Here is a 24369-nt window from a genome sequence, read left to right on the forward strand (position 1 = left end):
ATAGACGGTGCCAGATCAAAATTGGGGTGGCGACTGCGGAGCGCTGGTTTGCGGGCGCCGCGCCTTTTATGGTCTAATGACCTGCGACGAAACAGGGGTGCTTCGCCCACAGGCGGCATGACTTTCATGCCGGGGCGGCGAGGCTGAGAGAGACCCTTTGCACCCGATCCGGGTAATACCGGCGCGGGAAGTTTCCGGAAGCAACCGTCTTCCATTCCCCGCCGGGCGGCGAGCGCAGCTCACATGTGCACGTCGTGACCGGCCGGCTTCACCCGCCGGTTTCGTCCTGGGTACGTGCGTTTTTGGCCGTACGGAAAGGACTCGATGACCGCCTATTCTTCAGACATGCATTTTTCCCTTCGTCACGCCGCCTCGGGCGAGCCGTGCCGTTTTGGTTTTGCCCACCGCAGTCGAACGGAGCGCGCGCGATGAACCGTCCCGCCCGACCCGATTTCGCCGTGCTCGGCGGCGGCCTGTGCGGCCGCCTGGTCGCGTGGCGCCTCGCTGGCGACGGGCATCGCGTGGCGCTCTACGAGCGCGGCGATGCCACCGGTTCGCAGGCTGCCGCGTGGGTCGCCGCCGCGATGCTCGCGCCGCTGGCAGAGGCCGCGAGCGCCGAGCTGCTGATCACGCGGCTTGGCGCGAGTTCGCTCGAAAGCTGGCCGCGCGTGCTTGCCGAACTGCCGGAGCCGGTGTTTTTCCAGCGCAACGGCACGCTCGTCGTCTGGCATCACGCGGATCGCACCGAGGCGCCGCTATTCGAGCGGCGCGTGCGTGCGAACGCGCCGGCCGAGTTGCTCGACGGCGGCTTCGTCGCGTTGGCGGGCGCGCAGCTCGGCGCCGCCGAACCCGCGTTGGCCGGCCGCTTCAGCCAAGGCTGGCTGCTGCCGCGAGAAGGCCAGCTCGACAACCGCCAGGTGCTGTCCGCGCTTGCGGCCGGGCTTGCCGAGCGCGGCGTCGACACGCACTGGAACACGCCGATCGACGACGCATCGCTGCCCGAGGCCGGCATCACCATCGATTGCCGCGGGCTCGGCGCGAAGCCGGTGCTGCCGACGCTGCGCGGCATCCGCGGCGAAGTTGCGCGCGTGCATGCGCCTCACCTGCAGCTGACGCGCCCGGTGCGGCTACTGCATCCGCGTTACCCGCTGTATATCGCGCCGAAGCAGAACGGCCTCTACGTGATCGGCGCGACCGAGGTGGAGGGCGAGGACATGTCGCCCGTCAGCGTGCGTTCGGCGCTCGAGTTGCTGAGCGCGGCGTTTTCGGTGCACCCGGGCTTCGGCGAGGCGCGCATTCTCGAGCTGAATTCGCAGTGCCGGCCGACCTTGCCCGATCATCGTCCCGCGCTGCTGTGGGACGGCGCGCGCACGCTGCGCGTGAACGGCCTGTACCGGCACGGCTACATGATCGCGCCCGAAGTCGCCGACGAAGCCGTGCGCTTCGCGAGCGCGCTGCTCGACGGCCGCGTCGGTGATGCCGACGCATTCGCCGGCTGGCGGCGCGACTCACGCTGGAGCGAGCTGTTCCAGCAGCATTTCGCGCGCGAGCCGGCCCGAGCGTAGCGGCCAACGTGCCGCGCGCGATGCCGCTTGCGCCATCGATTGAACCGTATTCGAACACCATGGACATTCATATCAATCAGAAGCCGTTGTCGTTGCCCGAGGGCGCGACTGTCGCCGATGCGCTCGCTGCCTTTGGCGCGCGTCCGCCGTTCGCGGTCGCGCTCAACGGCGATTTCGTCGCGCGTGCGCAGCATGCGGCGCGCGCGTTGCAAACGGGCGACCGGCTCGACGTCGTGCAGCCGGTCGCGGGCGGCTGAGCGCGACCGCGCCAGCCTGTCGCTTACCGAACGCAACAACCGTCGCCGAAAACCCATTGCCGCAACGCGGTCGGTTCTAGCCGCGAGGGCAAACCAGGATGATGCAAATGACTTCTCACGAGACCGCCGACGCGCTGACGCTATACGATCAAACTTTTGCAAGCCGCGTGCTGCTCGGCACATCGCGCTATCCGTCGCTGCAATCGCTGTCCGATTCGATCGACGCCGCGCGCCCCGGCATGGTGACGGTCGCGCTGCGCCGTCAGATGAACGAGGGCCACGCCGAAGCCGGCTTCTTCGATCTGCTCAAGCGCCATGGCGTACCGCTCTTGCCGAACACGGCGGGTTGCCTGAGCGTCGGTGAAGCGGTGACGACCGCGCACATGGCGCGCGAAATCTTCGAGACCGAGTGGATCAAGCTCGAACTGATCGGCGACGACTACACACTGCAGCCCGACCCGGTCGGCCTGATCGAAGCCGCCGCGCGGCTCGTCAAGGATGGCTTCAAGGTGCTGCCGTACTGCACCGAAGATCTGGTGATCGGCCGCCGTCTGCTCGACGCCGGCTGCGAGGCGCTGATGCCGTGGGGCGCGCCGATCGGCACCGGCAAGGGCGTGATCAATCCATACGGGCTGCGCGTGTTGCGCGAGCGGCTGCCGGACGTGCCGCTGATCGTCGACGCCGGGCTCGGCGTGCCGTCGCATGCGGCCCAGGTGATGGAGTGGGGCTTCGACGGCGTGCTGCTGAACACGGCCGTGTCGCAGGCGACGCACCCCGACGCGATGGCGCGCGCGTTCGCGCTGGGCGTCGAGGCGGGTCGGCAAGCGTATCTCGCGGGCCCGATGGCCGAGCGCGAGAGCGCGCACGCGAGCACGCCGGTGGTCGGCATGCCGTTCTGGCATCAGGATGGAGGTGCCGCATGACTCAGTCGTTGACGCTGAAGGACCGCGATCTGTTCTGGCCGACGGCCGACGAACTCATCGAAGCCGCCGAGCGCATCCGCGCCCGTCTCGGCGACTGGCCGCCGACGCACGCGCCGTGGCGCATCTGCCTGATCGCACCCGACGAACCGAACGGTGGCGACCTGATCGTGGCCGCCGACGCACAGCAGCACGGCGAGCAAATCGCGCGCTGGCTGACGCGGGGTGCGGGCGTGATCGTCGCCGCGGAAAACCACGCGACGCTGCATCTGGGCGGCGAGAAGTACGGCCTCGAAGGCCATCTGGCGGAAGACTGGATTCCCGCGCTTGCCGCGTTCCTCGACTGCGGTTTCGATCCGCACGACGCGCTGGTGCTCGCGCTCGCGTGGCGCGATGGCGACGAGACCCGCGCCGACGATGCTTTCCCGGCCGACCTCGCTCGCTTTCCGCGCCTTACCGACCTGCCGGCGGCACCCGCCAAGGCGTTCCCGCGCTGCCCGGCAAGGCTCGGCCTGTATCCGGTGTTGCCGACCGCGGACTGGGTCGAACGGGTGGTCGGCTTCGGCGTGAAGACGGTGCAGTTGCGCCGCAAGTCGGCCGAACCCGCCGACGAGCTGAAGCGCGAAATCGCGCGCTGCGTGGCGGCCGGCCGCGCGCACGACGCGCAGGTGTTCATCAACGATCACTGGCAGGCGGCGCTCGAGGCGGGCGCGTACGGCGTGCACCTCGGCCAGGAAGACGTGCATACCGCGGATCTGTCCGCGCTGGCTGACGCGGGCATCCGCCTGGGCCTGTCCACTCACGGCTTCTACGAGATGCTGAAGGCGCTGCATTTCCGGCCGAGCTACATTGCATTGGGCGCCGTGTTCCCGACCACGACCAAGGTCATGCCGACCGCGCCGCAGGGTTTGCGGCGCCTCGCACGCTATGTGCGGCTGCTCGACGGCGTGGTGCCGCTCGTCGCGATCGGCGGGATCGATCTGCAGGTGCTGCCGGACGTGCTCGCGACCGGTGTCGGCTGCGCGGCCGTGGTGCGCGCGGTGACGGAAGCGCCCGACCCGGCCGCCGCCTTGTCTGCGCTGCAACACAAGTTTACGCAATAATCGTCAGGCATAGTCACGGAACGGGGCACCTCACGGCAGCTTTTGCATGATGGCCCTATAATTCGGCCTTCCCTGTAAAAGGATCGTCAGTTTGGTGCCTTCCTATCCCGAGACCTTACTCGAGCTGCGCGACGTCGACTTCGGTTACGGCGACCGGCTCGTCCTGTCGAATCTGAATCTGCGCTTTCGTCGCGGTCAGGTCGTCGCGGTCATGGGCGGCTCGGGTTGCGGCAAGACCACGGTGCTGCGGCTGATCGGCGGCCTCGTGCGCGCCCAGCGCGGCCAGGTGCTGTTCCATGGCGAGGACATCGGCGAGCAGACGCGCGAAGGCCTTTACGCGCTGCGCCGCAAGATGGGCATGCTGTTCCAGTTCGGCGCGCTGTTCACCGACATGTCGGTGTTCGAAAACGTCGCCTTCTCGCTGCGCGAGCACACCGATCTCCCCGAAGAACTGCTGCGCGACCTCGTGCTGATGAAGCTCAACGCGGTCGGCCTGCGCGGCGCGCGCGACCTGCTGCCGTCCGAGATTTCCGGCGGCATGGCGCGGCGCGTGGCGCTCGCGCGCGCAATCGCGCTCGACCCCGAACTGATGATGTACGACGAGCCGTTCGCCGGTCTCGACCCGATCTCGCTCGGCATCACCGCGAACCTGATCCGCACGCTGAACCGGGCGCTCGGCGCCACGTCGATTCTCGTCACGCACGACGTGCCGGAATCATTCGCGATCGCCGACTACGTGTACTTCCTGTCCAACGGCGGTGCGCTTGCCGAGGGCACGCCCGACGAACTGCGCGCGTCGACCGATCCGACCGTGCGGCAGTTCATCGACGGCGCGCCGGACGGCCCGTTCAGATTCCACTATCCGGCGCAGACGCCGCTCGAGGCGGACTTCGGCATGGGCGGAGGCCAGTCATGATCAGTACGATCGGGCGCTCGGTCATCACCGGGCTAGGCACCGCCGGCTACGCGACGCGCTTCTTCCTGCGGCTCGTGCTCGAATTTTTCCCGCTGCTGCGTCGCCCGCGTCTTGTCACGAAGCAGATCCACTTCGTCGGTAATTATTCGCTCGTGATCATCGCGGTGTCGGGGCTGTTCGTCGGCTTCGTGCTCGGGCTGCAGGGCTATTACACGCTGAACCGTTATGGCTCCGAGCAGGCGCTCGGGTTGCTGGTCGCGCTGTCGCTCGTGCGCGAGCTCGGGCCGGTCGTGACCGCGCTGCTGTTCGCCGGGCGCGCGGGCACGTCGCTGACCGCCGAAATCGGCCTGATGAAGGCGGGCGAGCAGCTCACCGCGATGGAAATGATGGCCGTCGATCCGGTCAAGGTCGTGATCGCGCCGCGCCTGTGGGCCGGCATCGTGTCGATGCCGATCCTCGCCGCGATCTTCAGCGCGGTCGGCGTTCTGGGCGGTTACGTGGTGGGCGTGCTGCTGATCGGCGTCGATGCCGGCGCGTTCTGGTCACAGATGCAAAGCGGCGTCGACGTGTGGCGCGATGTCGGCGCCGGGGTCGTCAAGAGTGTGGTGTTCGGCCTCGCGGTGACCTTCGTCGCGCTGTTTCAGGGCTACGAGGCGAAGCCGACGCCGGAGGGCGTGTCGCGCGCGACGACCCGCACGGTCGTGTACGCGTCGCTCGCGGTGCTCGGGCTCGATTTCCTGCTGACCGCACTAATGTTCAGCTAAGACCGCGCAGCATGCCGGCTGCCGGCGGTGCATGTGCGCCGCGCACGGCGGGAGGTGGCGGCGGCGCGGCGGATTCACTTTGGGATGACGATGAAAAAGAATGTTCTCGACTTCTGGGTCGGCCTGTTCGTGGTGCTGGGTTTCGTGGCGTTGCTGTTTCTTGCGCTGAAGGCCGGCAATATGAGCTCGTTGTCGTTCCAGGCAACCTACCCGGTCAAGCTGAAGTTCGACAACATCGGCGGGCTGAAGCCACGCGCGCCGGTGAAGAGCGCCGGCGTGACGGTCGGCCGGGTCGCGTCGATCGGCTTCGACAGCAACACCTACCAGGCGCTCGTCACGATCGATATCGACAAGCAATACCAGTTTCCGAGGGACACTTCGGCGAAGATCCTGACCTCGGGTCTGCTCGGCGAGCAGTACATCGGGCTCGAGCCGGGGGGCGACTCGGAAATGCTGAAGGCCGGCGATACGATCTCGATGACGCAATCGGCGATCGTGCTGGAAAACCTGATCGGCCAGTTCCTGTATAGCAAGGCCGCGGATTCCGGCGCGGCGAAGCCCGCCGCATCCGCCCCTGCACCGGCGCCGGGCGCGCCGGCCTCCGGCGCTGCCGGCCAGTAAGGCCAACAAGGAGAATTAGATGCAAACGACACTGCAGACCGCGCGCAGCGGCGCGCGCGTCCTACAGTTCGGCAAGGTCGCCGTGGCGACTGCGCTGCTCGCCGGTTGCACGACCGTGCAGACGCCTACCAAGGGCGACCCGTTCGAAGGGCTGAACCGTACGATCTTCACCGTCAACGACAAGATCGACCAGTACGCGCTGAAGCCGGTTGCGCAGGGCTACGTTTGGGTCACGCCGCAGCCGGTTCGCGACAGCGTGACGAACTTTTTCTCGAACATCGGCGACGTCTATATCGCGGCGAACAACCTGCTGCAGCTGCGCATCGCCGACGGCGTGTCCGACATCATGCGGATCGTGATCAACACGTTGTTCGGCGTCGGCGGCCTGTTCGACGTCGCGACGCTCGCGAAGCTCCCGAAGCACGACAACGACCTCGGTCTGACGCTCGGCCACTACGGCGTGCCGGCGGGCCCCTATCTGGTGCTGCCGCTGTTCGGGCCGAGCACGGTGCGCGATGCGATCGGCTCGCTCGGCAACTACTACGTGAACCCGATCAGCTACGTCGACCCGCCGGGCCTGAGCTGGGCGCTGTATGGCCTGAACATCGTCAACACGCGCGCGAACCTGCTCGGAGCGAGCAACCTGCTGGAAGGCGCGGCGCTCGACAAATACTCGTTCGTGCGTAACGCGTATCTGCAGCGCCGGCAGTATCTGTTGTCGGATAACCGCCGGCGTCCGCAGGAACTGCCGAGCTACGACGAGGAGGCGCCGCTGCCGAAGTACGACGAAGGCGAGACGGGCGCGGCAGGTGCGCCGGCCAAGCCGGCTCCCGCATCCGGCGCGGCCGTGGGCACGCCGCAAGGCGCGTCGGCACCGGAGGCCGCGTCGGGCGCCGAAACACCGCCTCTCGACCTGAAAGGCGGCCCGGAAACGCAAATTCCGGCCGGTCAGTTGGTGCCGCCCACGCGCTTCAACTTCCCGTCCTTCAGATTGCGTTGAACGTGCAGCCGTAACAGATCGATACGATCTCTCGCAGTTTGCGCATGGATTGCCGTCGAACTCGCGTGATAAGGTCGGTTCAAACTGTTGCATTATTTTTGAGGCAAAGCTCGATATGAAAAAATTCTTCCTGATTCCGTTGTTTGCCGCGTTGTTTTCGTTCATCAGCGCGGGCGCATCGGCGCAAACCGTCGACACCAGCTCGCCCGACGCGCTGATCAAGACCGTCACCCAGCAGGTGATGGACGCGATTCGCGGCGACAAGTCGATCCAGCAGGGCGACATCAAGCGCATCACGGCGCTCGTCAACGAAAAGATCCTGCCGTACACCGATTTCCGCCGCACCACCCAGCTCGCGATGGGCCGCAACTGGCGCACCGCGACGCCCGAACAGCAGAACCAGGTGGTCGAGCAGTTCAAGATGCTGCTGATCCGCACGTACGCGGGCGCGCTCGCGCAGGTGCGCGACCAGCAGATCCAGTACAAGCCGTTCCGCATGAACCCGGACGACACCGACACGGTGGTGCGCTCGGTCGTGATGAACAACGGCCAGCCGATCGAACTCGACTACCGCCTGTACAAGACGGCGCAGGGCTGGCGCGTGTATGACATCAACGTGCTCGGCGCGTGGCTGATCCAGGCGTATCAGCAGCAGTTCAACGAGCAGATCCAGCAGAAGGGCGTGGACGGACTGATCCAGTTCCTCACGCAGCGCAATCAGCAACTCGCCGCGGGCAAGCAGTCGTGAGCGACGTGCTGAACCCGGTTGCGAACCGCTTCGACAGCGGCACGACGCTGACCCACGAGAGCGCGAAGGCCGCGCTCGCGGCAGGTCTGCAACGCATCGCGGCGGGTGCGGGCGGCGTCGATTGCGCGCCGCTCACGCAATTCGATTCGTCGGCGCTCGCCGTCCTGCTCGCGTGGGTGCGGGCCGCGGCGGCGCGCGGCGGCAAGTTCGAAATCGTCAATCTGCCGGCTGGGCTCGCCAGTCTCGCGCAGGCCTACGGCGTCGATACACTTCTCTCTTCTGGCGCCTCCAGCATGGTTGCGTCAGCGCGACATTGACGCTCCTCTAGCGTCGTCCCCTCCCTTCCGGCCAGGCCGGGGGTGTCAGTTTTTGCCCTATAATCAAACGTTTTTTTGGGGCGTCGAACTGGCCCCCTAATCGGCCCCGGTTCCCGTTTCTTCCAGCATTTGCGCGTCCCCAAGCTCCATCGGGGCTACTTCAGGCGCCGCGACGCACGCAGCCCATAGTCATGTCAGCCATAGAAATTCGTAACGTCAAGAAGCGCTACAAGGACTTGCAGGCGCTCAAGGGCGTCAGCCTCACGGTCGAAGAAGGCGAGTTCTTCGGACTGCTCGGTCCGAACGGCGCGGGCAAGACGACGCTCATCAGCATACTCGCGGGTCTCGCGCGTGCCGACGAAGGCAGCATCGCGGTGCGCGGTCACGACGTCGTCGACGATTTCCGCAACGCGCGCCGCGCGCTCGGCGTGGTGCCGCAGGAGCTCGTGTTCGATCCGTTCTTCACGGTGCGCGAAACCTTGCGCATCCAGTCCGGCTACTACGGGCTGCGCAACAACGACGCGTGGATCGACGAGATCATGGCCAATCTCGATCTCACCGAAAAGGCCGATGCCAACATGCGCGCGCTGTCGGGCGGCATGAAGCGCCGCGTGCTGGTCGCGCAGGCGCTCGTGCACCGCCCGCCGGTGATCGTGCTCGACGAGCCGACCGCGGGTGTCGACGTCGAGTTGCGCCAGACGCTGTGGAAGTTCATCTCGCGCCTGAATCGCGAAGGCCACACGATCGTGCTGACCACGCACTATCTGGAAGAAGCCGAATCGTTGTGCGACCGCATCGCGATGCTGCGCCGTGGCGAGGTCGTTGCGCTCGATCGCACCAGCACACTGCTGCAGCGTTTCGCCGGCATGCAACTGTTCGTTCGCTTCGCGCAGGGCGTGCTGCCCGCCGAGCTGCGTCCGCTCGAGGCGGAAGGCGGCGCCGGCAACGGCAATGGCCGCCAGCATCTGCTGCGCCTGACGAGCTACGACGACGTCGAGCGCATCCTCGCGCAATGCCGCGCGGCCGGTTGTACATTCGAAGAAATCGAGGTCCGCAAGGCCGACCTCGAAGACGTATTCGTTCAGGTGATGAACGGTCCAGAAGTGATCGAGGGGCTTGCATGAGCGGGTACAGTGGATTTAGCACGCTGTTTTACAAAGAACTGCTGCGCTTCTGGAAGGTGTCGTTCCAGACCGTGCTCGCGCCGGTCATCACCGCGCTGCTTTACCTGACCATCTTCGGCCACGCGCTGCGCGGCCACGTGCAAGTCTATCCGGGCGTCGAATACACGAGCTTCCTGATTCCGGGCCTCGTGATGATGAGCGTGCTGCAGAACGCGTTCGCGAATAGTTCTTCGTCGCTGATTCAATCGAAGATCACCGGCAACCTCGTGTTTGTGCTGCTGCCGCCGCTGTCGCACCACGAGATGTTCGCGGCCTACGTGCTCGCGGCCGTGGCGCGCGGGCTGTGTGTCGGCTTCGGCGTGTTCATCGTGACGATCTGGTTCGTGCCGCTCGCCTTCACCGCGCCGCTCTACATCATCGTGTTCGCGATGTTCGGCTCGGCGATTCTCGGCACGCTGGGTCTGATCGCCGGCATTTGGGCCGAGAAGTTCGACCAGCTCGCCGCGTTCCAGAACTTTCTGATCATGCCGCTCACGTTCCTGTCGGGCGTGTTCTACTCGACGCATACGCTGCCGCCCGTATGGCGCGAAGTATCGCGGCTCAATCCGTTTTTCTACATGATCGACGGCTTTCGCTATGGTTTTTTCGGCGTGTCGGATATCGACCCGCTGGTGAGCCTCGCGATCGTCGCCGGTTTCTTCGTGGTGCTGGCCGCCGTGGCGATGCGCATGCTCGCTACCGGCTACAAGCTGCGCCACTGACGAGGAGCTTCTCTCATGTTGCCGACTCCCGAACAGGTCAAACAGTACATTGCAGCTGGACTCGCGTGCGAGCATCTCGAAGTCGAAGGCGACGGTCAGCATTTCTTTGCGACGATCGTCTCGCCGAACTTCGAAGGCAAGCGCCTGATCCAGCGTCACCAACTCGTGTATGCGGCGCTCGGCGACCGCATGCGCGAAGAAATCCACGCGCTCAGCATGAAGACGCTGACGCCCGCCGAATGGCAGAACGCGTAATCTGGAAATTTTGTGCGAATTACTCAGGAAGGGCGCGACACCGCTAGCGGCGCGCCGAACACAGACAAAGCAGGTCCGGACGCGAACCGGGCCGATCAGGAACCGACAGGCATGGATAAACTCATCATTGAAGGTGGCTACCCGCTCTCCGGTGAAGTTGTCGTCTCGGGTGCGAAAAACGCGGCATTGCCGATCCTGTGCGCGGGTCTGCTGAGCGCCGATCCGGTGCATCTGGAGAACGTGCCCGATCTGCAGGACGTGCGCACGATGCTCAAGCTGCTCGGCCAGATGGGCGTGCGTATCGAAGCCGGCGAAGGGCGCGTGGCGCTCGACGCGTCGAAGGTCGACAACCTCGTCGCGCCGTACGAAATGGTGAAGACGATGCGCGCGTCGATTCTCGTGCTCGGTCCGCTCGTCGCGCGCTTCGGTCATGCGCGCGTGTCGCTGCCGGGCGGCTGCGCGATCGGCGCGCGTCCGGTCGATCAGCACATCAAGGGTCTGCAGGCGATGGGCGCCGAGATCACGATCGAGCACGGCTTCATCGAAGCGCGCGCGAAGCGTCTGAAGGGCGCGCGCATCGTCACCGACATGATCACCGTGACCGGTACCGAGAACCTGCTGATGGCGGCGGTGCTCGCCGAAGGCGAGACGGTCATCGAGAACGCCGCGCGCGAACCCGAAGTGGTCGACCTCGCGCGTCTGCTCGTCGCGATGGGCGCGAAGATCGAAGGCATCGGCACCGACCGTCTGGTGATCCATGGCGTCGACAAGCTGCACGGTGCGAAGCACACGGTGATTCCGGACCGCATCGAAGCGGGCACTTTCCTGTGCGCGGTCGCAACGGCCGGCGGCGACGTCATGCTGCGCAAGATGCGTCCGCTGCTGCTCGAAGCCGTCACCGAAAAGCTGCGCGAAGCGGGCGTCACGGTCGAGGAAGGCGACGACTGGATGCGCGTGCGCATGGACAAGCGCCCGAGCGCGGTCACGTTCCGCACCTCCGAATACCCGGCGTTTCCGACCGACATGCAGGCGCAGTTCATGGCGCTCAACACGATCGCGGACGGTACGTCGCAAGTCGTGGAGACGATCTTCGAAAACCGTTTCATGCACGTCCAGGAACTGAACCGTCTCGGCGCGAGCATCACGATCGACGGCAACACCGCGCTCGTCACCGGCGTCGAAAAACTGTCCGGCGCGAAGGTGATGGCCACCGATCTGCGCGCGTCCGCGAGTCTTGTGATCGCCGCGCTGCGCGCCGAGGGCGAGACGCTGATCGACCGCATCTATCACCTCGATCGCGGCTACGACCGCATGGAAGCGAAGCTCAATGCGATCGGCGCGATGGTGCGCCGGGTTTCCGGGAGCGGGGCATGAGTTCGATGCCGCAGACGTCGTCGTCGCCGGCGGTCAGCGCGCCGCTCACGCTCGCGTTGTCGAAAGGGCGTATCTTCGAGGAAACGCTGCCGCTGCTCGCGGCGGCCGGCATCGAGGTAGCGGAAGATCCGGAGAGCTCGCGCAAGCTGATTCTGCCGACCACCGACCCGAACCTGCGCGTGATCGTCGTGCGCGCGACCGACGTGCCGACCTATGTCGAGTACGGCGCGGCCGACTTCGGCGTGGCCGGCAAGGACGTGCTGCTCGAGCATGGCGGCAGCGGCCTGTATCAGCCGGTGGATCTGGACATTGCGCGTTGCCGCATGTCGGTCGCGGTCGCGGCCGGTTTCGATTATGCGAACGCGGTGCGCCAGGGCGCGCGTCTGCGGGTCGCTACCAAGTATGTTGAAACCGCTCGTGAGCATTTTGCCGCCAAGGGCGTTCACGTCGATCTGATCAAGCTGTACGGTTCGATGGAACTCGCTCCGCTGGTTGGACTCGCCGACGCGATCGTCGACCTGGTCAGCTCGGGCAATACGCTGCGCGCGAACAATCTGGTCGAGGTGGAGGAGATCATGCAGATTTCGTCGCGTCTCGTCGTGAACCAGGCAGCGCTGAAGCTCAAACGCGCCGCGTTGCGGCCGATTCTCGACGCGTTTGCCAATGCTTCGTCGAAAACCGCCGCCCCGGCGCCCTGACTGACGATGGCAATGTGACGTTGCACTGATAGCGCGCCTTACCGAAACGGATACCTGTATGTCTACCAAGATTCGCAAACTCGATTCCACCGCTCGCGACTTCCACAAGTCGCTGCATGCGGTGCTCGCGTTCGAGGCGAGCGAAGACGAAGCCATCGAGCGCGCGGTCGCGCAGATTCTGAACGACGTGAAGGCGCGCGGCGACGAGGCGGTGCTCGAGTATACGAATCGCTTCGATCGCGTCGATGCGAAAAGCGTGGCCGAGCTCGAACTGCCGATGGCCGAGCTCGAGGCGGCGCTCGAAAGTCTCGAGCCGAAGCGGCGCGCGTCGCTTGAAGCGGCGGCGGCACGCGTGCGCGGCTATCACGAGAAGCAGAAGATCGAGTGCGGCAGCCATAGCTGGCAGTACACCGAAGCGGACGGCACCGTGCTCGGCCAGAAGGTCACGCCGCTCGATCGCGCGGGGATCTACGTGCCGGGTGGCAAGGCCGCGTATCCGTCGTCGGTGCTGATGAACGCGATACCGGCGCGGGTGGCCGGCGTGCGCGAAATCGTGATGGTCGTGCCGACGCCGGAAGGCGTGAAGAATCCGCTCGTGCTCGCGGCGGCTCTGCTGGGTGGCGTCGATCGCGTGTTCACGATCGGCGGCGCGCAGGCGGTAGCTGCACTCGCGTACGGCACGCCGACCGTGCCCGCGGTCGACAAGATCTGCGGCCCCGGCAACGCGTACGTCGCGTCGGCGAAGCGTCGCGTGTTCGGCACGGTCGGCATCGACATGATCGCCGGGCCGTCGGAAATCCTCGTGTTGTGCGACGGCACGACCGACCCGCGCTGGGTCGCGATGGACCTGTTTTCGCAAGCCGAGCACGACGAGCTCGCGCAATCGATCCTGCTGTGCCCCGACGACGCGTTCATCGCGCGCGTGCAGGAAGCGATCGACGAACTGCTGCCCACCCTGCCGCGCCGCGAAGTGATCCGCACGTCGCTCGAAAACCGCGGCGCGCTGATCAAGGTGCGCGACATGGCCGAGGCCTGCGCGATCGCCAACGACATCGCGCCGGAGCACCTTGAAATTTCGGCGCTGGAGCCGCATCAGTGGGCGCAGCAGATCCGTCACGCAGGCGCGATCTTCCTTGGCCGTTACACGAGCGAGAGCCTCGGCGACTACTGCGCGGGCCCGAATCATGTGCTGCCGACGTCGCGTACCGCACGGTTTTCGTCGCCGCTCGGCGTCTATGATTTCTTCAAGCGTTCGAGCCTGATCGAGGTCAGCGCGGAAGGTGCGCAGACGCTCGGCGAGATTGCCGCGGAACTGGCATACGGCGAAGGTCTGCAAGCGCACGCACGCAGCGCCGAATACCGGATGCGGCAGAACAACAACGAACGCGGCTGAGGCGGAGCGCTGAGCGCGCTGGCGCGCGGCGGAACTCAAGCAGGCGTAAGCGGGAGCAGGCGAAGCGGCGAGGGCGGCAACCGCCGCCGCATCGACCGGCTTCCATGTTTTCCGGCTTCCACCCGCTCGAGCGACGGCTCGAGCCCACCCGCCCCGTTCAATAACGACGACAGAGACCAACCCGAGCGCCCCATGCCGACGACGCCGACCCGGCGTCTTTCGCAGGGCCCGGCCCCCGAACCTATGACGACACCTCAAGACATCATCCGCAGCGACGTGCTCGCAATGACGAGCTATCCGGTTCCCGACGCCACCGGCTTCATCAAGCTCGACGCAATGGAAAACCCGTTTCCGCTGCCGCCGGAACTTGCCGCGCATCTCGGCGAGCGTCTGGCCGGCGTCGCGTTGAACCGTTATCCGGCGCCGCGCCCCGACCAGTTGATCGAGCGCATTCGTCACGTGATGGGCGTGCCGGCGGGGTGCGACGTGCTGCTCGGCAACGGCTCGGATGAAATCATCAGCATCATGTCGGTCGCGTGCGCGAAGCCGGGCGCGAAGGTGCTCGCGCCGGTGCCGGGCTTCGTCATGTATCAGATGTCGGCGAAGCTGGCGAATCTCGAATTCGTCGGCGTGCCGCTCAAAGCCGACTTCACGCTCGATACCGACGCGATGCTCGCGGCGATCGCCGAGCATGAACCGGCGATCATCTATCTCGCGTATCCGAACAACCCGACCGGCACGCTGTTCGATGACGCCGAAATCGAGCGCATCGTCGCCGCGGCGGGCAGGAGCCTCGTCGTGATCGACGAGGCGTATCAGCCGTTCGCGCAGAAGAGCTGGCTGCCGCGCGCCGACCAGTTCGACAACGTCGTCGTGATGCGCACGGTGTCGAAGCTGGGCCTCGCCGGCATTCGCCTCGGTTACCTGGTCGGCAAGCCCGCGTGGCTGACCGAGTTCGACAAGGTCCGCCCGCCGTACAACACCAACGTGCTGACGCAGGCCGCCGCTGATTTCCTGCTCGACCACATCGGCGTGCTCGATGCGCAGGCCGCGCAATTGCGCGACGAACGCGAGAAACTCGCGCAGGCGGTGGCCGCGCTGCCGGGCGCCGAAGTGTTCACTAGTGCGGGCAACTTCCTGCTCGTGCGGGTGCCCGATGCGTCGGTATTGTTCGAAACCCTGCTAACGGCGCGGATTCTGATCAAAAACGTGAGTAAAATGCATCCATTGCTGGCCAATTGCGTGCGTTTGACCGTCGGTTCGCCGAACGAGAACGCCCAGTTGGTCGCCGGCCTGAAACTCGTGTTGCGGTAACCCGCCGCATCGAGCGGCGGCACTGAGCCGCTGCGTTGAACGGCTGCACTGAGCAGCCCGCCAGTTTGTCCATCCCACATTACTAGCGCTTTTAAGCCAGATTCGAGGAATTGCCATGCGCCTTGCGGAAGTCGTTCGCCACACCAGCGAAACGCAGATCCGTGTGAAGATCAACCTGGACGGCACCGGCCAGCAGAAGCTGGCCACCGGTGTGCCATTCCTGGACCACATGCTCGACCAGATCGCCCGCCACGGGTTGTTCGACCTCGAGATCGAAGCGCATGGCGACCTGCATATCGACGATCATCACACGGTCGAGGACACCGGCATCACGCTCGGCCAGGCCGTCGCGAAGGCGATCGGCGATCGCAAGGGCATCCGCCGCTACGGCCATTCCTACGTGCCGCTCGACGAAGCGCTGTCGCGCGTCGTGATCGATTTTTCCGGCCGTCCGGGCCTCGAATTTCACGTGCCGTTCACGCGCGCGCGCATCGGCACGTTCGACGTCGACCTGTCGATCGAATTCTTCCGCGGCTTCGTGAACCATGCCGGCGTGACGCTGCACATCGACAACCTGCGTGGCATCAACGCGCACCATCAGCTCGAAACGGTGTTCAAGGCATTCGGGCGTGCGCTGCGCATGGCCGTCGAACTCGACGAGCGCGCGGCCGGACAGATTCCATCGACCAAGGGCAGCCTCTAACGTAACGGCCGTAGCAGGCTTTAACACGGGTTTCACCGCCTCCAACGTCTTCAGGCCACTCACCTTCAAGCGATTCATCGGGCAGGACCGCATTTGCCGGCACGTCGTTTGACGCCGCGCCGCGGCATCGATGGATCGAGGGCAGAGCGGCCAAACTTGAAATGAAAACTTCGATAGCGATTGTGGATTACGGAATGGGCAACCTGCGCTCGGTTGCCCAGGCACTGCGTAAAGCGGCGCCGGAAGCGGACGTGGCGATCGTCGATCGTCCGGAAGCGATCCGCTCGGCCGACCGCGTGGTGCTGCCGGGCCAGGGTGCGATGCCCGACTGCATGCGCAGTCTCGGCGCGTCCGGTTTGCAGGAAGCGGTCGTCGAGGCGTCGCGCAGCAAGCCGCTGATGGGCGTGTGCGTCGGCGAGCAGATGCTGTTCGACTGGAGCGCCGAGGGCGACACGCCGGGTCTGGGTCTGTTGCCCGGCAAGGCGGTGCGCTTCGAGCTCGAAGGCCAGGTGCAGGACGACGGCTCGCGCTTCAAGGTCCCGCAGATGGGCTGGAACCGCGTGCGTCAGGCGCAGCCGCATCCGCTGTGGGACGGTGTCGCCGACAACGCGTTCTTCTACTTCGTGCACAGCTACTACGTGGTTCCGGACAACCCGGCGCATACGTCGGGCGAAACGGTCTACGGCGTGCCCTTTACCTCGGCGGTAGCGCGGGATAACATCTTTGCCACCCAATTCCACCCTGAAAAGAGCGCCGAGGCGGGTTTGCGCGTGTATCGCAACTTCGTGCACTGGAACCCGTGAACGCCTTTTTTCATCCCGTTGCCGCGCGCGCGTCGCGCGGTGCCGCGGTCCCGCATCCGACCGGCGCCCCACTGGAGCGCCGAACGAGTTGTACTAAACTAGCGAGACGGTATTGCGGCGGGCTGACTCGCCAGCCGCTGCCGCCGACCTTCAATCCACTCCCAGATAACACCCGATTGCTATGCTGCTGATTCCCGCCATCGACCTGAAAGACGGTCAGTGTGTACGCCTCAAACAGGGCGATATGGACCAGGCGACGATTTTCTCCGAGGAACCGGCGGCAATGGCCCGACATTGGGTCGACCGCGGCGCGCGTCGTCTGCATCTCGTCGATCTGAATGGCGCGTTCGCCGGCAAGCCGAAGAACGGCGATGCAATCCGGGCGATCATCGATGAAGTGGGCGGCGCGATTCCGGTTCAGCTGGGCGGTGGCATCCGCGACCTGAACACGATCGAGCGCTATCTGGACGACGGTTTGTCGTACGTGATCATCGGCACGGCCGCGGTGAAGAACCCCGGCTTTCTGCAGGACGCGTGCACCGCGTTCGGCGGTCACATCATCGTCGGCCTCGACGCGAAAGACGGCAAGGTCGCCACCGACGGCTGGAGCAAGCTGACCGGTCACGAAGTGGCCGACCTCGCGCGCAAGTTCGAGGACTACGGCTGCGAGTCGATCATCTACACCGACATCGGCCGTGACGGCATGCTGCAAGGCATCAACATCGAAGCGACGGTGCGCCTTGCGCGCGCGGTCAAGATTCCGGTGATCGCGAGCGGCGGTCTGTCGAACCTCGCGGACATCGAATCGCTGTGCGAAGTCGAAGGCGAGGGCATCGAGGGCGTAATCTGCGGCCGCGCGATCTATTCGGGCGACCTCGACTTCGCGGCCGCGCAGACGCTCGCGGACAAGCTGCGCGAAGCGGACGACGCTTAAGCACGGCGTCGGCTGCGCGTGCCGGGCAGGTTGTGCGGGCCGCCGGCGTTGCGCTCGTGTCGACTTGCGGCGCTCGTTCGAACGATGGCTTGCCTGTAACGCGCGTCGCACGATCAAGCGCCCGGAACCTCGCCAGCTTCCGGCCGGCACCTCACTCGCGGCGCGACGCAACCGCTCGCGCCGGCACCGTGCCGCTTGCCCGCAAGCGAGCGGCCTCATCAGCGGTATTGGCAGAATTGCACGATCATGGCTCTAGCTAAACGCATCATCCCCTGTCTCGACGTCACCGCGGGCCGCGTGGTCAAGGGCGTCAACTTCGTCGAACTGCGCGACGCGGGCGACCCGGTCGAAATCGCGCGCCGTTACGACGAGCAGGGCGCCGACGAACTGACGTTCCTCGACATCACCGCGACCTCGGATCAGCGCGACCTGATTCTGCCGATCATCGAGGCGGTCGCTTCGCAGGTGTTCATTCCGCTGACGGTCGGCGGCGGCGTGCGCGCGGTCGAAGACGTGCGGCGCCTGCTGAACGCGGGCGCCGACAAGATCAGCATGAATTCGTCGGCGGTAGCGAATCCGCAACTCGTGAAGGACGCGACCGACAAATACGGCTCGCAGTGCATCGTCGTCGCGATCGACGCGAAGCGCGTATCGGCCGACGGCGAAACGCCGCGCTGGGAAGTGTTCACGCACGGCGGCCGCAAGGCCACCGGTCTCGATGCGGTCGAATGGGCGCGCAAGATGGCCGAGTTGGGCGCGGGCGAAATCCTGCTGACCAGCATGGATCGCGACGGCACCAGGAGCGGCTTCGACCTCGCGCTGACTCGCGCGGTGTCGGACGCGGTGCCGGTGCCGGTGATCGCGTCGGGCGGCGTCGGCAATCTGCAGCATCTCGCCGATGGCATCAAGAGCGGTCACGCGGACGCGGTGCTCGCCGCGAGCATCTTCCACTATGGCGAACACACGGTCGGCGAGGCCAAGCGCTTCATGGCCGATCAGGGCATTTCGGTGAGGTTGTGACGTGACGAATCCTTCGGCGGTGAACTGGCTCGACAAGGTCAAGTGGGATGCGAACGGCCTCGTGCCGGTGATTGCGCAGGAAGCGTCGACGAACGACGTGCTGATGTTCGCGTGGATGAACCGCGAGGCCCTCGCGAAGACCGTCGAGACCGGCCGCGCGGTGTATTTCTCGCGCTCGCGCCAGCGCCTGTGGTTCAAGGGTGAGGAGTCGGGCCACGTGCAGCATGTGCATGAAGTGCGACTCGATTGCGACGAAGACGTCGTGCTGCTGAAAGTCGAGCAGGTATCGGGCATCGCGTGCCATACCGGCCGCCACTCGTGCTTTTTCCAGAAATTCGAAGGCTCGGTGGACGATGGCGACTGGCAGGCCGTCGATCCCGTGCTGAAAGACCCCGAACACATCTACAAATGACGCAATCCACGCAAAACCCGTCGCCCGCCACGGCTTCCACGCTCGACACGCTGCTGCGCCTCGCGGCGGTGATCGACAGCCGCAAGGGCGGCGATCCGGACATCTCGTATGTATCGCGCCTGTTCCACAAGGGCGACGACGCGGTGCTGAAAAAGATCGGCGAAGAAGCCACCGAAGTCGTGCTGGCCGCGAAGGACGTGCGCCAGGGCGGCGCACCGAAGGCGCTGGTCGGCGAGGTTGCGGACCTGTGGTTCCACTGCCTCGTGATGCTGTCGCATTTCGATCTGAGCCCCGCCGACGTGATCGCCGAACTCGAGCGTCGCGAAGGCCTGTCGGGCATCGAGGAAAAGGCGCTGCGCAGAGAGCCGCGAGCGCGAGGAAAACGGCGACTGAGCAGCCGGAGCGGAAATCTGGCGTTTCCGCTTGAAGTCGCGCGCGCCGGCGCCAATATAGCGGTAACCGCACCTCCGGGAGGACGCAAGCATGGAACAGCCGCAAGGAAGCTATCCGCCGCCGGTCTACCGCCACGCGATGGAGCCTGAGCGCGAGCGCAGCCTGCGCACGCTCACGCACGTGCTGTACGCGCTGTATGCGGTCCACTGGCTGACCGGCGGGCTCACCATTCTGGTCGCGATCATCATCAACTACGTCAAACGGTCGGACGTGGCCGGCACGCCGTACGAAGCGCACTTCGAATGGCAGATCCGCACGTTCTGGCTGGGCCTCGTCGGTTACGCGATCGGCGCGTTGCTGCTGCTCGTCGTGATCGGCATTCCGGTGCTGTGGGCAGTCAGCATATGGATGTTGTACCGTATTATCAAAGGCTGGCTGTATCTGTACGATAACAAGCCGTTCGCGAATCCGGCCAGTTAGGTCTGAACGCTAGCCGGTCCGTATGGGCGGGCCGGCTTTCGGATCGAACCTCGGCGCGGGCGGCTTCGCTCGCCCAAGTCATACCGCGTCAGGAATACGATGAGTCACGATCCGAACTGCCTTTTCTGCAAGATTGCCGCTGGCGAAATCCCGTCGACCAGGGTCCACGAAGACGAAGAGTTCGTCGCCTTCCGCGACATCCGTCCGGCGGCCGAAACGCATGTGCTGGTGATTCCTCGCAAGCACATTGCAACGCTGTCGAACTGCACGGAAAGCGACGCGCCTCTGCTTGGTAGAATGCTTGTCCTGGCCGCGCGACTGGCCGAACAATTGGGGGTCGCCTATAACGGCGGCGAAACGGGCTTTCGCACGGTAATCAATACCGGTCCGGGCGGTGGTCAGGAGGTGTATCACCTGCACGCGCACATTCTCGCGGGACCGCGTCCCTGGCAACGCATGGGCTGAGCGCCGGTTCGCGCGTCAGGCGCGCTGCGTGGCAAGTGCGCAGCGTCGCGAGTTTTGGTCGAGGACAATAGCGCCGCCGTTGTTTTTACCGCTGTGTAATAACGTCGACGCGATCGTGTGGCCACAATGACAGGCGAAGATGGCCGCATTGCGAGCGAGGCGGTGCAGCCTGAGGTAACGTAGAGATATATCGAGACGAAGCGCACGCGCTTCAGGTTATGCAAATTGGCCGCATCAAGATGCGGCGCCGGGGTTAAGGAGAGTAGTCATGGGTTCGTTGAGTATTTGGCATTGGTTGATCGTTCTGTTGATCGTCGCGCTCGTGTTCGGCACGAAGAAGCTACGCAACATCGGCAGCGATCTGGGCGGCGCCGTGAAGGGCTTCAAGGAAGGCGTGAAGGAAGCCGATTCGTCGTCGGCCGACGCGCAACAGCAGCAGCGCGAGCTGCCGCGCAACGGCGCGGTGGACGTCGAAGCGAAGGAAAAGACGCAGCAATCGAGCGATTACCGCTAAGCCGCGGCCTTCGCGCCGTTCCCGCGTTTCTGACGGACATTCCATTTCATGCTGGACCTCGGTCTAACCAAGATGGCGCTGATCGGCGTCGTCGCGCTGGTCGTCCTCGGGCCTGAGCGCCTGCCGCGTGTCGCTCGCACGGCCGGCGCGCTGTTCGGCCGCGCACAGCGGTACATCAACGACGTTAAGGCCGAAGTCACGCGCGAAATCGAGCTCGACGAATTGCGGCGCATGAAGACCGAGTTCGAGAAGGCTGCGAGCAATGTCCAAACGGCGGTTCAGGACAATGTGCGCAAGCACGAGAATGAACTGAACGAAGCATGGAATAGCGGTACGTCGGTATCGCCGAGCATCGCCGGCGGCGCGCTCGAAGACGCCGGCAGCGGGGCCAGCGGCAGCGCGGGTGCCACCTCGTGGCCCGTCAGTACGCCGGCCGCCGCGCCCAAACGCAAGACCTGGCGCGTCCAGCAGAGCGCCACGCCCACCTGGTACAAGCGAGCGAGCCTGCGGCGCACGCGCGTGCAGTCGGGCGCCGCGCGCGTTGCGCGGCACACACCTGCCAACCTGCGTCGTCCGACGCGGTTTTTCTGATGTTCAGATCGACAATCCCCAACCGAGGGCCGGTGTGAGCGACCCCCAGCAATCCCAGAACGAAGGCACTGAAGAGACCTTCATTTCCCACCTCGTCGAACTGCGTGACCGCATCATCCGTGCGGGGCTCGCAGTCGTCGTCGTGTTCGTCGGGCTCGTTTACTGGGCGCCGGACATCTTCAAACTGCTCGCCCGTCCGCTGATGATGAATCTGCCGAAGGACGGCAAGATGATCGTCACCGACGTCACCGGCTCGTTCTTCGTGCCGATGAAGGTGACGATGCTGGTCGCCTTCGTGATCGCGCTGCCGGTCGTGCTGTACCAGATCTGGGCGTTCGTCGCGCCTGGGCTCTATCAGCACGAGAAGAAGCTCGTCGCGCCGCTCGTCGCGAGCAGCTACACGCTGTTCCTGTGCGGCATGGCGTTCGCGTACTTCGTCGTGTTTCCGACCATCTTCCGCGTGATGGCGCACTACAATGCGCCGCTTGGCGCGGAGATGACAACCGATATCAACAATTACCTGAGCTTCGTGCTGACGATGTTCATCGCGTTCGGCGTCACGTTCGAGGTACCGATCGTCGTCGTGCTGCTGGTGCGGATGAACGTGGTGACGCTGAAGAAGCTGAAGGAGATCCGGCCGTATGTGATCGTCGGCGCGTTCGTGGTGTCGGCCGTCGTAACGCCGCCGGACGTGTTTTCGCAGCTGATCCTCGCGGTTCCGCTGATTCTGCTGTACGAAGCTGGCATCGTCGCGGCGCGGTTGATCGTCGGCAAGCAGCCGGTGGTCGTGGAGGATGCGAGTCCGCCGCCGTCTAGTTGAGGTGTCGCGAGTCAGTGCCGGGTGTCAAATGAAAAAGGGCAGTTCATTGCGGACTGCCCTTTTTTATTGCGTGGAATCGCGGCATTAGCTTCAACCGCCTTCGTCATCCGGCTGATCGCCGCCGTTGTCGTCTTCCGTCTGTTTCGGCGGCGGCGGGCGTTTGCCGATCTTCACGTCGAGATCGATCTGATGACCTTTGCGCACCAGATGCACTTTCGCCGCCGTACCGGGCTTGATCTGCGCGATCACGTTCAACAGACGCGTGGTATCGGTGATCACCTGGCCGTTTACGCTCGTCAGGATGTCGCCGGGCTTGATGCCCGCACGGTCGGCCGGGCCGCTTTTCAGCACGCCTGCGACAATAGCGCCCGACTTCTGATCGAGCCCGAACGACTCCGCGATTTCCGGCGTGACGTCCTGCGGTTCGACGCCGATCCAGCCGCGCGTGACCGTGCCGGTCGTAATGATGCTCTCGAGCACGCTGCGCGCGGTCGACACCGGAATCGCGAAGCCGATGCCGAGCGAGCCGCCCGAGCGCGAGTAGATGGCGGTGTTGATGCCGAGCAGGTTGCCGTTCACGTCGACGAGCGCACCGCCCGAGTTGCCGGGGTTGATCGGGGCGTCGGTCTGGATGAAGTTTTCGAACGTATTGATGCCGAGATGGTTGCGGCCGAGCGCGCTGACGATGCCCATCGTTACGGTCTGCCCGACGCCGAACGGATTGCCGATCGCGAGCACGACGTCGCCGACGCGGGTCTGGTCCATCCGGCCGAGCGTGATGGTGGGCAGATTGGTCATATTGACCTTTAGCACGGCCAGATCGGTTTCGGGGTCGATGCCGATGACCTTCGCGCTGGCGGTGCGGCCATCGGCGAGCGCGATTTCGATCTGATCGGCGCCGTCGACGACGTGCTGGTTCGTTAGAATGTAACCTTCCGAACTCACTATCACGCCTGAGCCGAGATTCGAGGCAGGCTGCTCCTGCTGCTTGCGATTGTTCCTGTCGCCGAAGAAGTAGCGGAACAGCGGGTCTTTGGCGCGCGGGTCGGGAGGCAGCGAGCCATCCTTGCTGGAGAACACGTTGACGACCGCGGGCATGGCCTTTTGCGCCGCTTCGGCATAGGACGTTTCGGCATGGCCAGTGCCGATGCCCGGCGCCACTTCCCGTAGCGCGACGATCGGTTCGGCGAGTTGTCTGCCGAATTGTCCTTGACGCTGCAGCCACTGCGGTTTGAGGGTCGCAATGATGAACATCAGCGCCAACAGCACCGTCACCGCTTGGGCAAATAACAGCCAGAAGCGTCTAAGCATCTGAAGACTAGAGGTCTATATGGATCGGATTGAACTTGAATTGTACTTGAACAATCTCCTTGAAACCGCGCGCTTCAAGGACTATTGCCCGAACGGATTGCAGGTCGAAGGACGCCGCCGGATCAACAAACTCGCGACCGGCGTTACCGCGTCGGTGGCCTTCCTGGAGGCCGCGCTCGACTGGGGCGCGGACGCCGTGCTGGTCCATCACGGCTACTTCTGGCGCAACGAGGCACCGCAGATCACCGGCCGCAAACATGCTCGTTTGAAGCTGCTGCTCGCCAACGACCTGAACCTGTTCGCCTACCATCTGCCGCTCGACGATCATCCCGAGTTCGGCAACAACGCGCAGATCGGCGAGAAGATGGGCTGGATCAGCGACGCGCGTTTCGGCGACAACGATCTCGGCTGGCTCGCCACGCTGCCGATGCCGATCACGCTGTCGCACCTCACCGCGGAGATCGCGCAGACACTGGGCCGCACGCCGCTCGTGTTCGGCGATCCGGATATGGAGCTGCGCCGCGTCGGCTGGTGCACGGGCGCCGCGCAAGGCATGTTCGACGCGGCGATCAACGCGGGTGTCGACGTCTACGTGACCGGCGAGGTATCGGAGTCGGTGATGCATACGGCAGCGGAAAGCGGCGTCGCGTTTCTGGCAGCTGGCCACCACGCGACCGAGCGCTTCGGCGTGCAGGCGGTGGGCAAGCATCTGTCCGAATCGTTCGATATCGAACATCTGTTTATCGATATCCCCAATCCCGTTTGAATTGCGAATTGTATTAACGAAGAACAA

General features: G+C 64.9%; 29 protein-coding genes, 1 pseudogene and 1 riboswitch. Of the genes and pseudogenes, 29 read left to right on the forward strand and 1 reads right to left on the reverse strand.

The annotated features are described in order from the left end of the window. The first annotated feature begins 83 nt into the window (after positions 1-83). A riboswitch (TPP riboswitch) is annotated at positions 84-207 on the forward strand. A 221-nt stretch (positions 208-428) separates the two neighbouring features. From OKW30_RS20175 to tatC, 28 genes and pseudogenes are all read left to right on the forward strand, one after another. Next, positions 429-1565: an FAD-dependent oxidoreductase gene (locus tag OKW30_RS20175; protein ID WP_090802108.1), complete on the forward strand. Its 1137-nt coding sequence runs from the start codon at positions 429-431 to the stop codon at positions 1563-1565. Positions 1566-1624: 59 nt separating this feature from the next. After that, complete coding sequence (thiS, locus tag OKW30_RS20180) at positions 1625-1822, forward strand: sulfur carrier protein ThiS (RefSeq protein ID WP_026225709.1); 198 nt, start codon at positions 1625-1627, stop codon at positions 1820-1822. A 107-nt stretch (positions 1823-1929) separates the two neighbouring features. Continuing rightward, complete coding sequence (locus OKW30_RS20185; protein WP_429347440.1) at positions 1930-2745, forward strand: thiazole synthase; 816 nt, start codon at positions 1930-1932, stop codon at positions 2743-2745. Continuing rightward, complete coding sequence (gene thiE / locus OKW30_RS20190; protein ID WP_429347441.1) at positions 2742-3845, forward strand: thiamine phosphate synthase; 1104 nt, start codon at positions 2742-2744, stop codon at positions 3843-3845. The genes OKW30_RS20185 and thiE overlap by 4 nt, the downstream gene beginning before the upstream one ends. Positions 3846-3936: 91 nt before the next feature. Next, entirely contained in the window at positions 3937-4761 is an 825-nt protein-coding gene (locus OKW30_RS20195; RefSeq protein WP_221307828.1) for an ABC transporter ATP-binding protein, read from the forward strand. Then, a complete protein-coding gene (gene mlaE / locus OKW30_RS20200; RefSeq protein WP_018420057.1) occupies positions 4758-5525 on the forward strand; it encodes a lipid asymmetry maintenance ABC transporter permease subunit MlaE in 768 nt (255 codons plus the stop codon). Before OKW30_RS20195 ends, mlaE begins: the two co-directional genes overlap by 4 nt. A gap of 90 nt (positions 5526-5615) precedes the next feature. After that, positions 5616-6146 carry an outer membrane lipid asymmetry maintenance protein MlaD gene (mlaD, locus tag OKW30_RS20205; protein ID WP_187612918.1) on the forward strand — a complete coding sequence of 177 codons (531 nt, stop codon included), beginning with the start codon at positions 5616-5618 and terminating at the stop codon, positions 6144-6146. A 19-nt stretch (positions 6147-6165) separates the two neighbouring features. After that, the gene (locus OKW30_RS20210; protein WP_184070615.1) at positions 6166-7146 is read left to right on the forward strand and encodes an MlaA family lipoprotein; all 981 of its coding nucleotides are present in this window, start codon (positions 6166-6168) and stop codon (positions 7144-7146) included. A 115-nt stretch (positions 7147-7261) separates the two neighbouring features. Then, positions 7262-7894, forward strand: a complete 633-nt coding sequence (locus OKW30_RS20215) for an MlaC/ttg2D family ABC transporter substrate-binding protein (protein ID WP_184070613.1) — start codon at positions 7262-7264, stop codon at positions 7892-7894. Continuing rightward, a complete protein-coding gene (locus OKW30_RS20220; protein ID WP_184065569.1) occupies positions 7891-8211 on the forward strand; it encodes an STAS domain-containing protein in 321 nt (106 codons plus the stop codon). Before OKW30_RS20215 ends, OKW30_RS20220 begins: the two co-directional genes overlap by 4 nt. Positions 8212-8402: 191 nt before the next feature. Next, on the forward strand, positions 8403-9335 hold the full coding sequence (locus OKW30_RS20225; RefSeq protein WP_184070609.1) for an ABC transporter ATP-binding protein: 933 nt from the start codon (positions 8403-8405) through the stop codon (positions 9333-9335). Continuing rightward, a complete protein-coding gene (locus tag OKW30_RS20230) occupies positions 9332-10096 on the forward strand; it encodes an ABC transporter permease (RefSeq protein WP_184052306.1) in 765 nt (254 codons plus the stop codon). The genes OKW30_RS20225 and OKW30_RS20230 overlap by 4 nt, the downstream gene beginning before the upstream one ends. A 15-nt stretch (positions 10097-10111) precedes the next feature. Then, the gene (locus tag OKW30_RS20235) at positions 10112-10351 is read left to right on the forward strand and encodes a BolA family protein (protein ID WP_008918725.1); all 240 of its coding nucleotides are present in this window, start codon (positions 10112-10114) and stop codon (positions 10349-10351) included. 111 nt (positions 10352-10462) lie between these two features. Beyond that, positions 10463-11725: a UDP-N-acetylglucosamine 1-carboxyvinyltransferase gene (murA, locus tag OKW30_RS20240; RefSeq protein WP_184070605.1), complete on the forward strand. Its 1263-nt coding sequence runs from the start codon at positions 10463-10465 to the stop codon at positions 11723-11725. Further along, complete coding sequence (hisG, locus tag OKW30_RS20245; RefSeq protein ID WP_184035753.1) at positions 11722-12423, forward strand: ATP phosphoribosyltransferase; 702 nt, start codon at positions 11722-11724, stop codon at positions 12421-12423. Before murA ends, hisG begins: the two co-directional genes overlap by 4 nt. Before the next feature lie 58 nt (positions 12424-12481). Further along, complete coding sequence (gene hisD / locus OKW30_RS20250; RefSeq protein WP_184070603.1) at positions 12482-13816, forward strand: histidinol dehydrogenase; 1335 nt, start codon at positions 12482-12484, stop codon at positions 13814-13816. A 243-nt stretch (positions 13817-14059) separates the two neighbouring features. Next, positions 14060-15130 carry a histidinol-phosphate transaminase gene (gene hisC, locus OKW30_RS20255; protein WP_429347442.1) on the forward strand — a complete coding sequence of 357 codons (1071 nt, stop codon included), beginning with the start codon at positions 14060-14062 and terminating at the stop codon, positions 15128-15130. A 115-nt stretch (positions 15131-15245) separates the two neighbouring features. After that, entirely contained in the window at positions 15246-15833 is a 588-nt protein-coding gene (hisB, locus tag OKW30_RS20260; RefSeq protein WP_184070599.1) for an imidazoleglycerol-phosphate dehydratase HisB, read from the forward strand. Positions 15834-15994: 161 nt separating this feature from the next. Then, entirely contained in the window at positions 15995-16636 is a 642-nt protein-coding gene (hisH, locus tag OKW30_RS20265) for an imidazole glycerol phosphate synthase subunit HisH (protein WP_184035773.1), read from the forward strand. A 181-nt stretch (positions 16637-16817) separates the two neighbouring features. Beyond that, positions 16818-17570: a 1-(5-phosphoribosyl)-5-[(5-phosphoribosylamino)methylideneamino]imidazole-4-carboxamide isomerase gene (gene hisA / locus OKW30_RS20270; protein ID WP_090802089.1), complete on the forward strand. Its 753-nt coding sequence runs from the start codon at positions 16818-16820 to the stop codon at positions 17568-17570. Between the two features lie 246 nt (positions 17571-17816). Next, the gene (gene hisF, locus OKW30_RS20275; protein WP_429347443.1) at positions 17817-18590 is read left to right on the forward strand and encodes an imidazole glycerol phosphate synthase subunit HisF; all 774 of its coding nucleotides are present in this window, start codon (positions 17817-17819) and stop codon (positions 18588-18590) included. Between the two features lies 1 nt (position 18591). Continuing rightward, a complete protein-coding gene (gene hisI / locus OKW30_RS20280; RefSeq protein WP_090802086.1) occupies positions 18592-19002 on the forward strand; it encodes a phosphoribosyl-AMP cyclohydrolase in 411 nt (136 codons plus the stop codon). After that, a pseudogene (locus tag OKW30_RS20285) lies at positions 18999-19395 on the forward strand (phosphoribosyl-ATP diphosphatase). Before hisI ends, OKW30_RS20285 begins: the two are co-directional and overlap by 4 nt. A gap of 90 nt (positions 19396-19485) precedes the next feature. Continuing rightward, positions 19486-19875 carry a DUF4870 family protein gene (locus OKW30_RS20290; RefSeq protein WP_429347444.1) on the forward strand — a complete coding sequence of 130 codons (390 nt, stop codon included), beginning with the start codon at positions 19486-19488 and terminating at the stop codon, positions 19873-19875. Positions 19876-19974: 99 nt separating this feature from the next. Further along, entirely contained in the window at positions 19975-20340 is a 366-nt protein-coding gene (locus OKW30_RS20295) for a histidine triad nucleotide-binding protein (RefSeq protein ID WP_429347445.1), read from the forward strand. 268 nt (positions 20341-20608) lie between these two features. After that, entirely contained in the window at positions 20609-20854 is a 246-nt protein-coding gene (gene tatA, locus OKW30_RS20300) for a Sec-independent protein translocase subunit TatA (protein WP_018420076.1), read from the forward strand. Positions 20855-20902: 48 nt separating this feature from the next. Beyond that, on the forward strand, positions 20903-21445 hold the full coding sequence (gene tatB, locus OKW30_RS20305; RefSeq protein WP_184070590.1) for a Sec-independent protein translocase protein TatB: 543 nt from the start codon (positions 20903-20905) through the stop codon (positions 21443-21445). 34 nt (positions 21446-21479) lie between these two features. Continuing rightward, the gene (gene tatC / locus OKW30_RS20310; RefSeq protein WP_184065597.1) at positions 21480-22265 is read left to right on the forward strand and encodes a twin-arginine translocase subunit TatC; all 786 of its coding nucleotides are present in this window, start codon (positions 21480-21482) and stop codon (positions 22263-22265) included. A gap of 90 nt (positions 22266-22355) precedes the next feature. On the opposite strand, the gene OKW30_RS20315 is transcribed toward tatC, so the two are convergent. Next, positions 22356-23576 carry a Do family serine endopeptidase gene (locus OKW30_RS20315; RefSeq protein ID WP_184070588.1) on the reverse strand — a complete coding sequence of 407 codons (1221 nt, stop codon included), beginning with the start codon at positions 23574-23576 and terminating at the stop codon, positions 22356-22358. Between the two features lie 19 nt (positions 23577-23595). Here OKW30_RS20315 and OKW30_RS20320 point away from each other — a divergent pair, with 19 nt between their 5' ends. Further along, entirely contained in the window at positions 23596-24342 is a 747-nt protein-coding gene (locus tag OKW30_RS20320; RefSeq protein ID WP_090802074.1) for a Nif3-like dinuclear metal center hexameric protein, read from the forward strand. The last annotated feature ends 27 nt before the right edge of the window (positions 24343-24369 follow it).

This window comes from Paraburkholderia sp. Clong3 (genome assembly GCF_050436485.1).
GTDB classification, from domain to species: Bacteria; Pseudomonadota; Gammaproteobacteria; order Burkholderiales; family Burkholderiaceae; genus Paraburkholderia; species Paraburkholderia tuberum.

Bases quoted from the DNA above. Each gene is read 5' to 3' on its own strand.
- OKW30_RS20175 (WP_090802108.1), top strand. From the start codon at position 429: ATGAACCGTCCCGCCCGACCCGATTTCGCCGTGCTCGGCGGCGGCCTG.
- thiS (WP_026225709.1), top strand. From the start codon at position 1,625: ATGGACATTCATATCAATCAGAAGCCGTTGTCGTTGCCCGAGGGCGCG.
- OKW30_RS20185 (WP_429347440.1), top strand. From the start codon at position 1,930: ATGACTTCTCACGAGACCGCCGACGCGCTGACGCTATACGATCAAACT.
- thiE (WP_429347441.1), top strand. From the start codon at position 2,742: ATGACTCAGTCGTTGACGCTGAAGGACCGCGATCTGTTCTGGCCGACG.
- mlaE (WP_018420057.1), top strand. From the start codon at position 4,758: ATGATCAGTACGATCGGGCGCTCGGTCATCACCGGGCTAGGCACCGCC.
- mlaD (WP_187612918.1), top strand. From the start codon at position 5,616: ATGAAAAAGAATGTTCTCGACTTCTGGGTCGGCCTGTTCGTGGTGCTG.
- OKW30_RS20210 (WP_184070615.1), top strand. From the start codon at position 6,166: ATGCAAACGACACTGCAGACCGCGCGCAGCGGCGCGCGCGTCCTACAG.
- OKW30_RS20215 (WP_184070613.1), top strand. From the start codon at position 7,262: ATGAAAAAATTCTTCCTGATTCCGTTGTTTGCCGCGTTGTTTTCGTTC.
- OKW30_RS20225 (WP_184070609.1), top strand. From the start codon at position 8,403: ATGTCAGCCATAGAAATTCGTAACGTCAAGAAGCGCTACAAGGACTTG.
- OKW30_RS20230 (WP_184052306.1), top strand. From the start codon at position 9,332: ATGAGCGGGTACAGTGGATTTAGCACGCTGTTTTACAAAGAACTGCTG.
- OKW30_RS20235 (WP_008918725.1), top strand. From the start codon at position 10,112: ATGTTGCCGACTCCCGAACAGGTCAAACAGTACATTGCAGCTGGACTC.
- murA (WP_184070605.1), top strand. From the start codon at position 10,463: ATGGATAAACTCATCATTGAAGGTGGCTACCCGCTCTCCGGTGAAGTT.
- hisG (WP_184035753.1), top strand. From the start codon at position 11,722: ATGAGTTCGATGCCGCAGACGTCGTCGTCGCCGGCGGTCAGCGCGCCG.
- hisD (WP_184070603.1), top strand. From the start codon at position 12,482: ATGTCTACCAAGATTCGCAAACTCGATTCCACCGCTCGCGACTTCCAC.
- hisC (WP_429347442.1), top strand. From the start codon at position 14,060: ATGACGACACCTCAAGACATCATCCGCAGCGACGTGCTCGCAATGACG.
- hisB (WP_184070599.1), top strand. From the start codon at position 15,246: ATGCGCCTTGCGGAAGTCGTTCGCCACACCAGCGAAACGCAGATCCGT.
- hisH (WP_184035773.1), top strand. From the start codon at position 15,995: ATGAAAACTTCGATAGCGATTGTGGATTACGGAATGGGCAACCTGCGC.
- hisA (WP_090802089.1), top strand. From the start codon at position 16,818: ATGCTGCTGATTCCCGCCATCGACCTGAAAGACGGTCAGTGTGTACGC.
- hisF (WP_429347443.1), top strand. From the start codon at position 17,817: ATGGCTCTAGCTAAACGCATCATCCCCTGTCTCGACGTCACCGCGGGC.
- OKW30_RS20290 (WP_429347444.1), top strand. From the start codon at position 19,486: ATGGAACAGCCGCAAGGAAGCTATCCGCCGCCGGTCTACCGCCACGCG.
- OKW30_RS20295 (WP_429347445.1), top strand. From the start codon at position 19,975: ATGAGTCACGATCCGAACTGCCTTTTCTGCAAGATTGCCGCTGGCGAA.
- tatA (WP_018420076.1), top strand. From the start codon at position 20,609: ATGGGTTCGTTGAGTATTTGGCATTGGTTGATCGTTCTGTTGATCGTC.
- tatB (WP_184070590.1), top strand. From the start codon at position 20,903: ATGCTGGACCTCGGTCTAACCAAGATGGCGCTGATCGGCGTCGTCGCG.
- OKW30_RS20315 (WP_184070588.1), bottom strand. From the start codon at position 23,576: ATGCTTAGACGCTTCTGGCTGTTATTTGCCCAAGCGGTGACGGTGCTG.
- OKW30_RS20320 (WP_090802074.1), top strand. From the start codon at position 23,596: ATGGATCGGATTGAACTTGAATTGTACTTGAACAATCTCCTTGAAACC.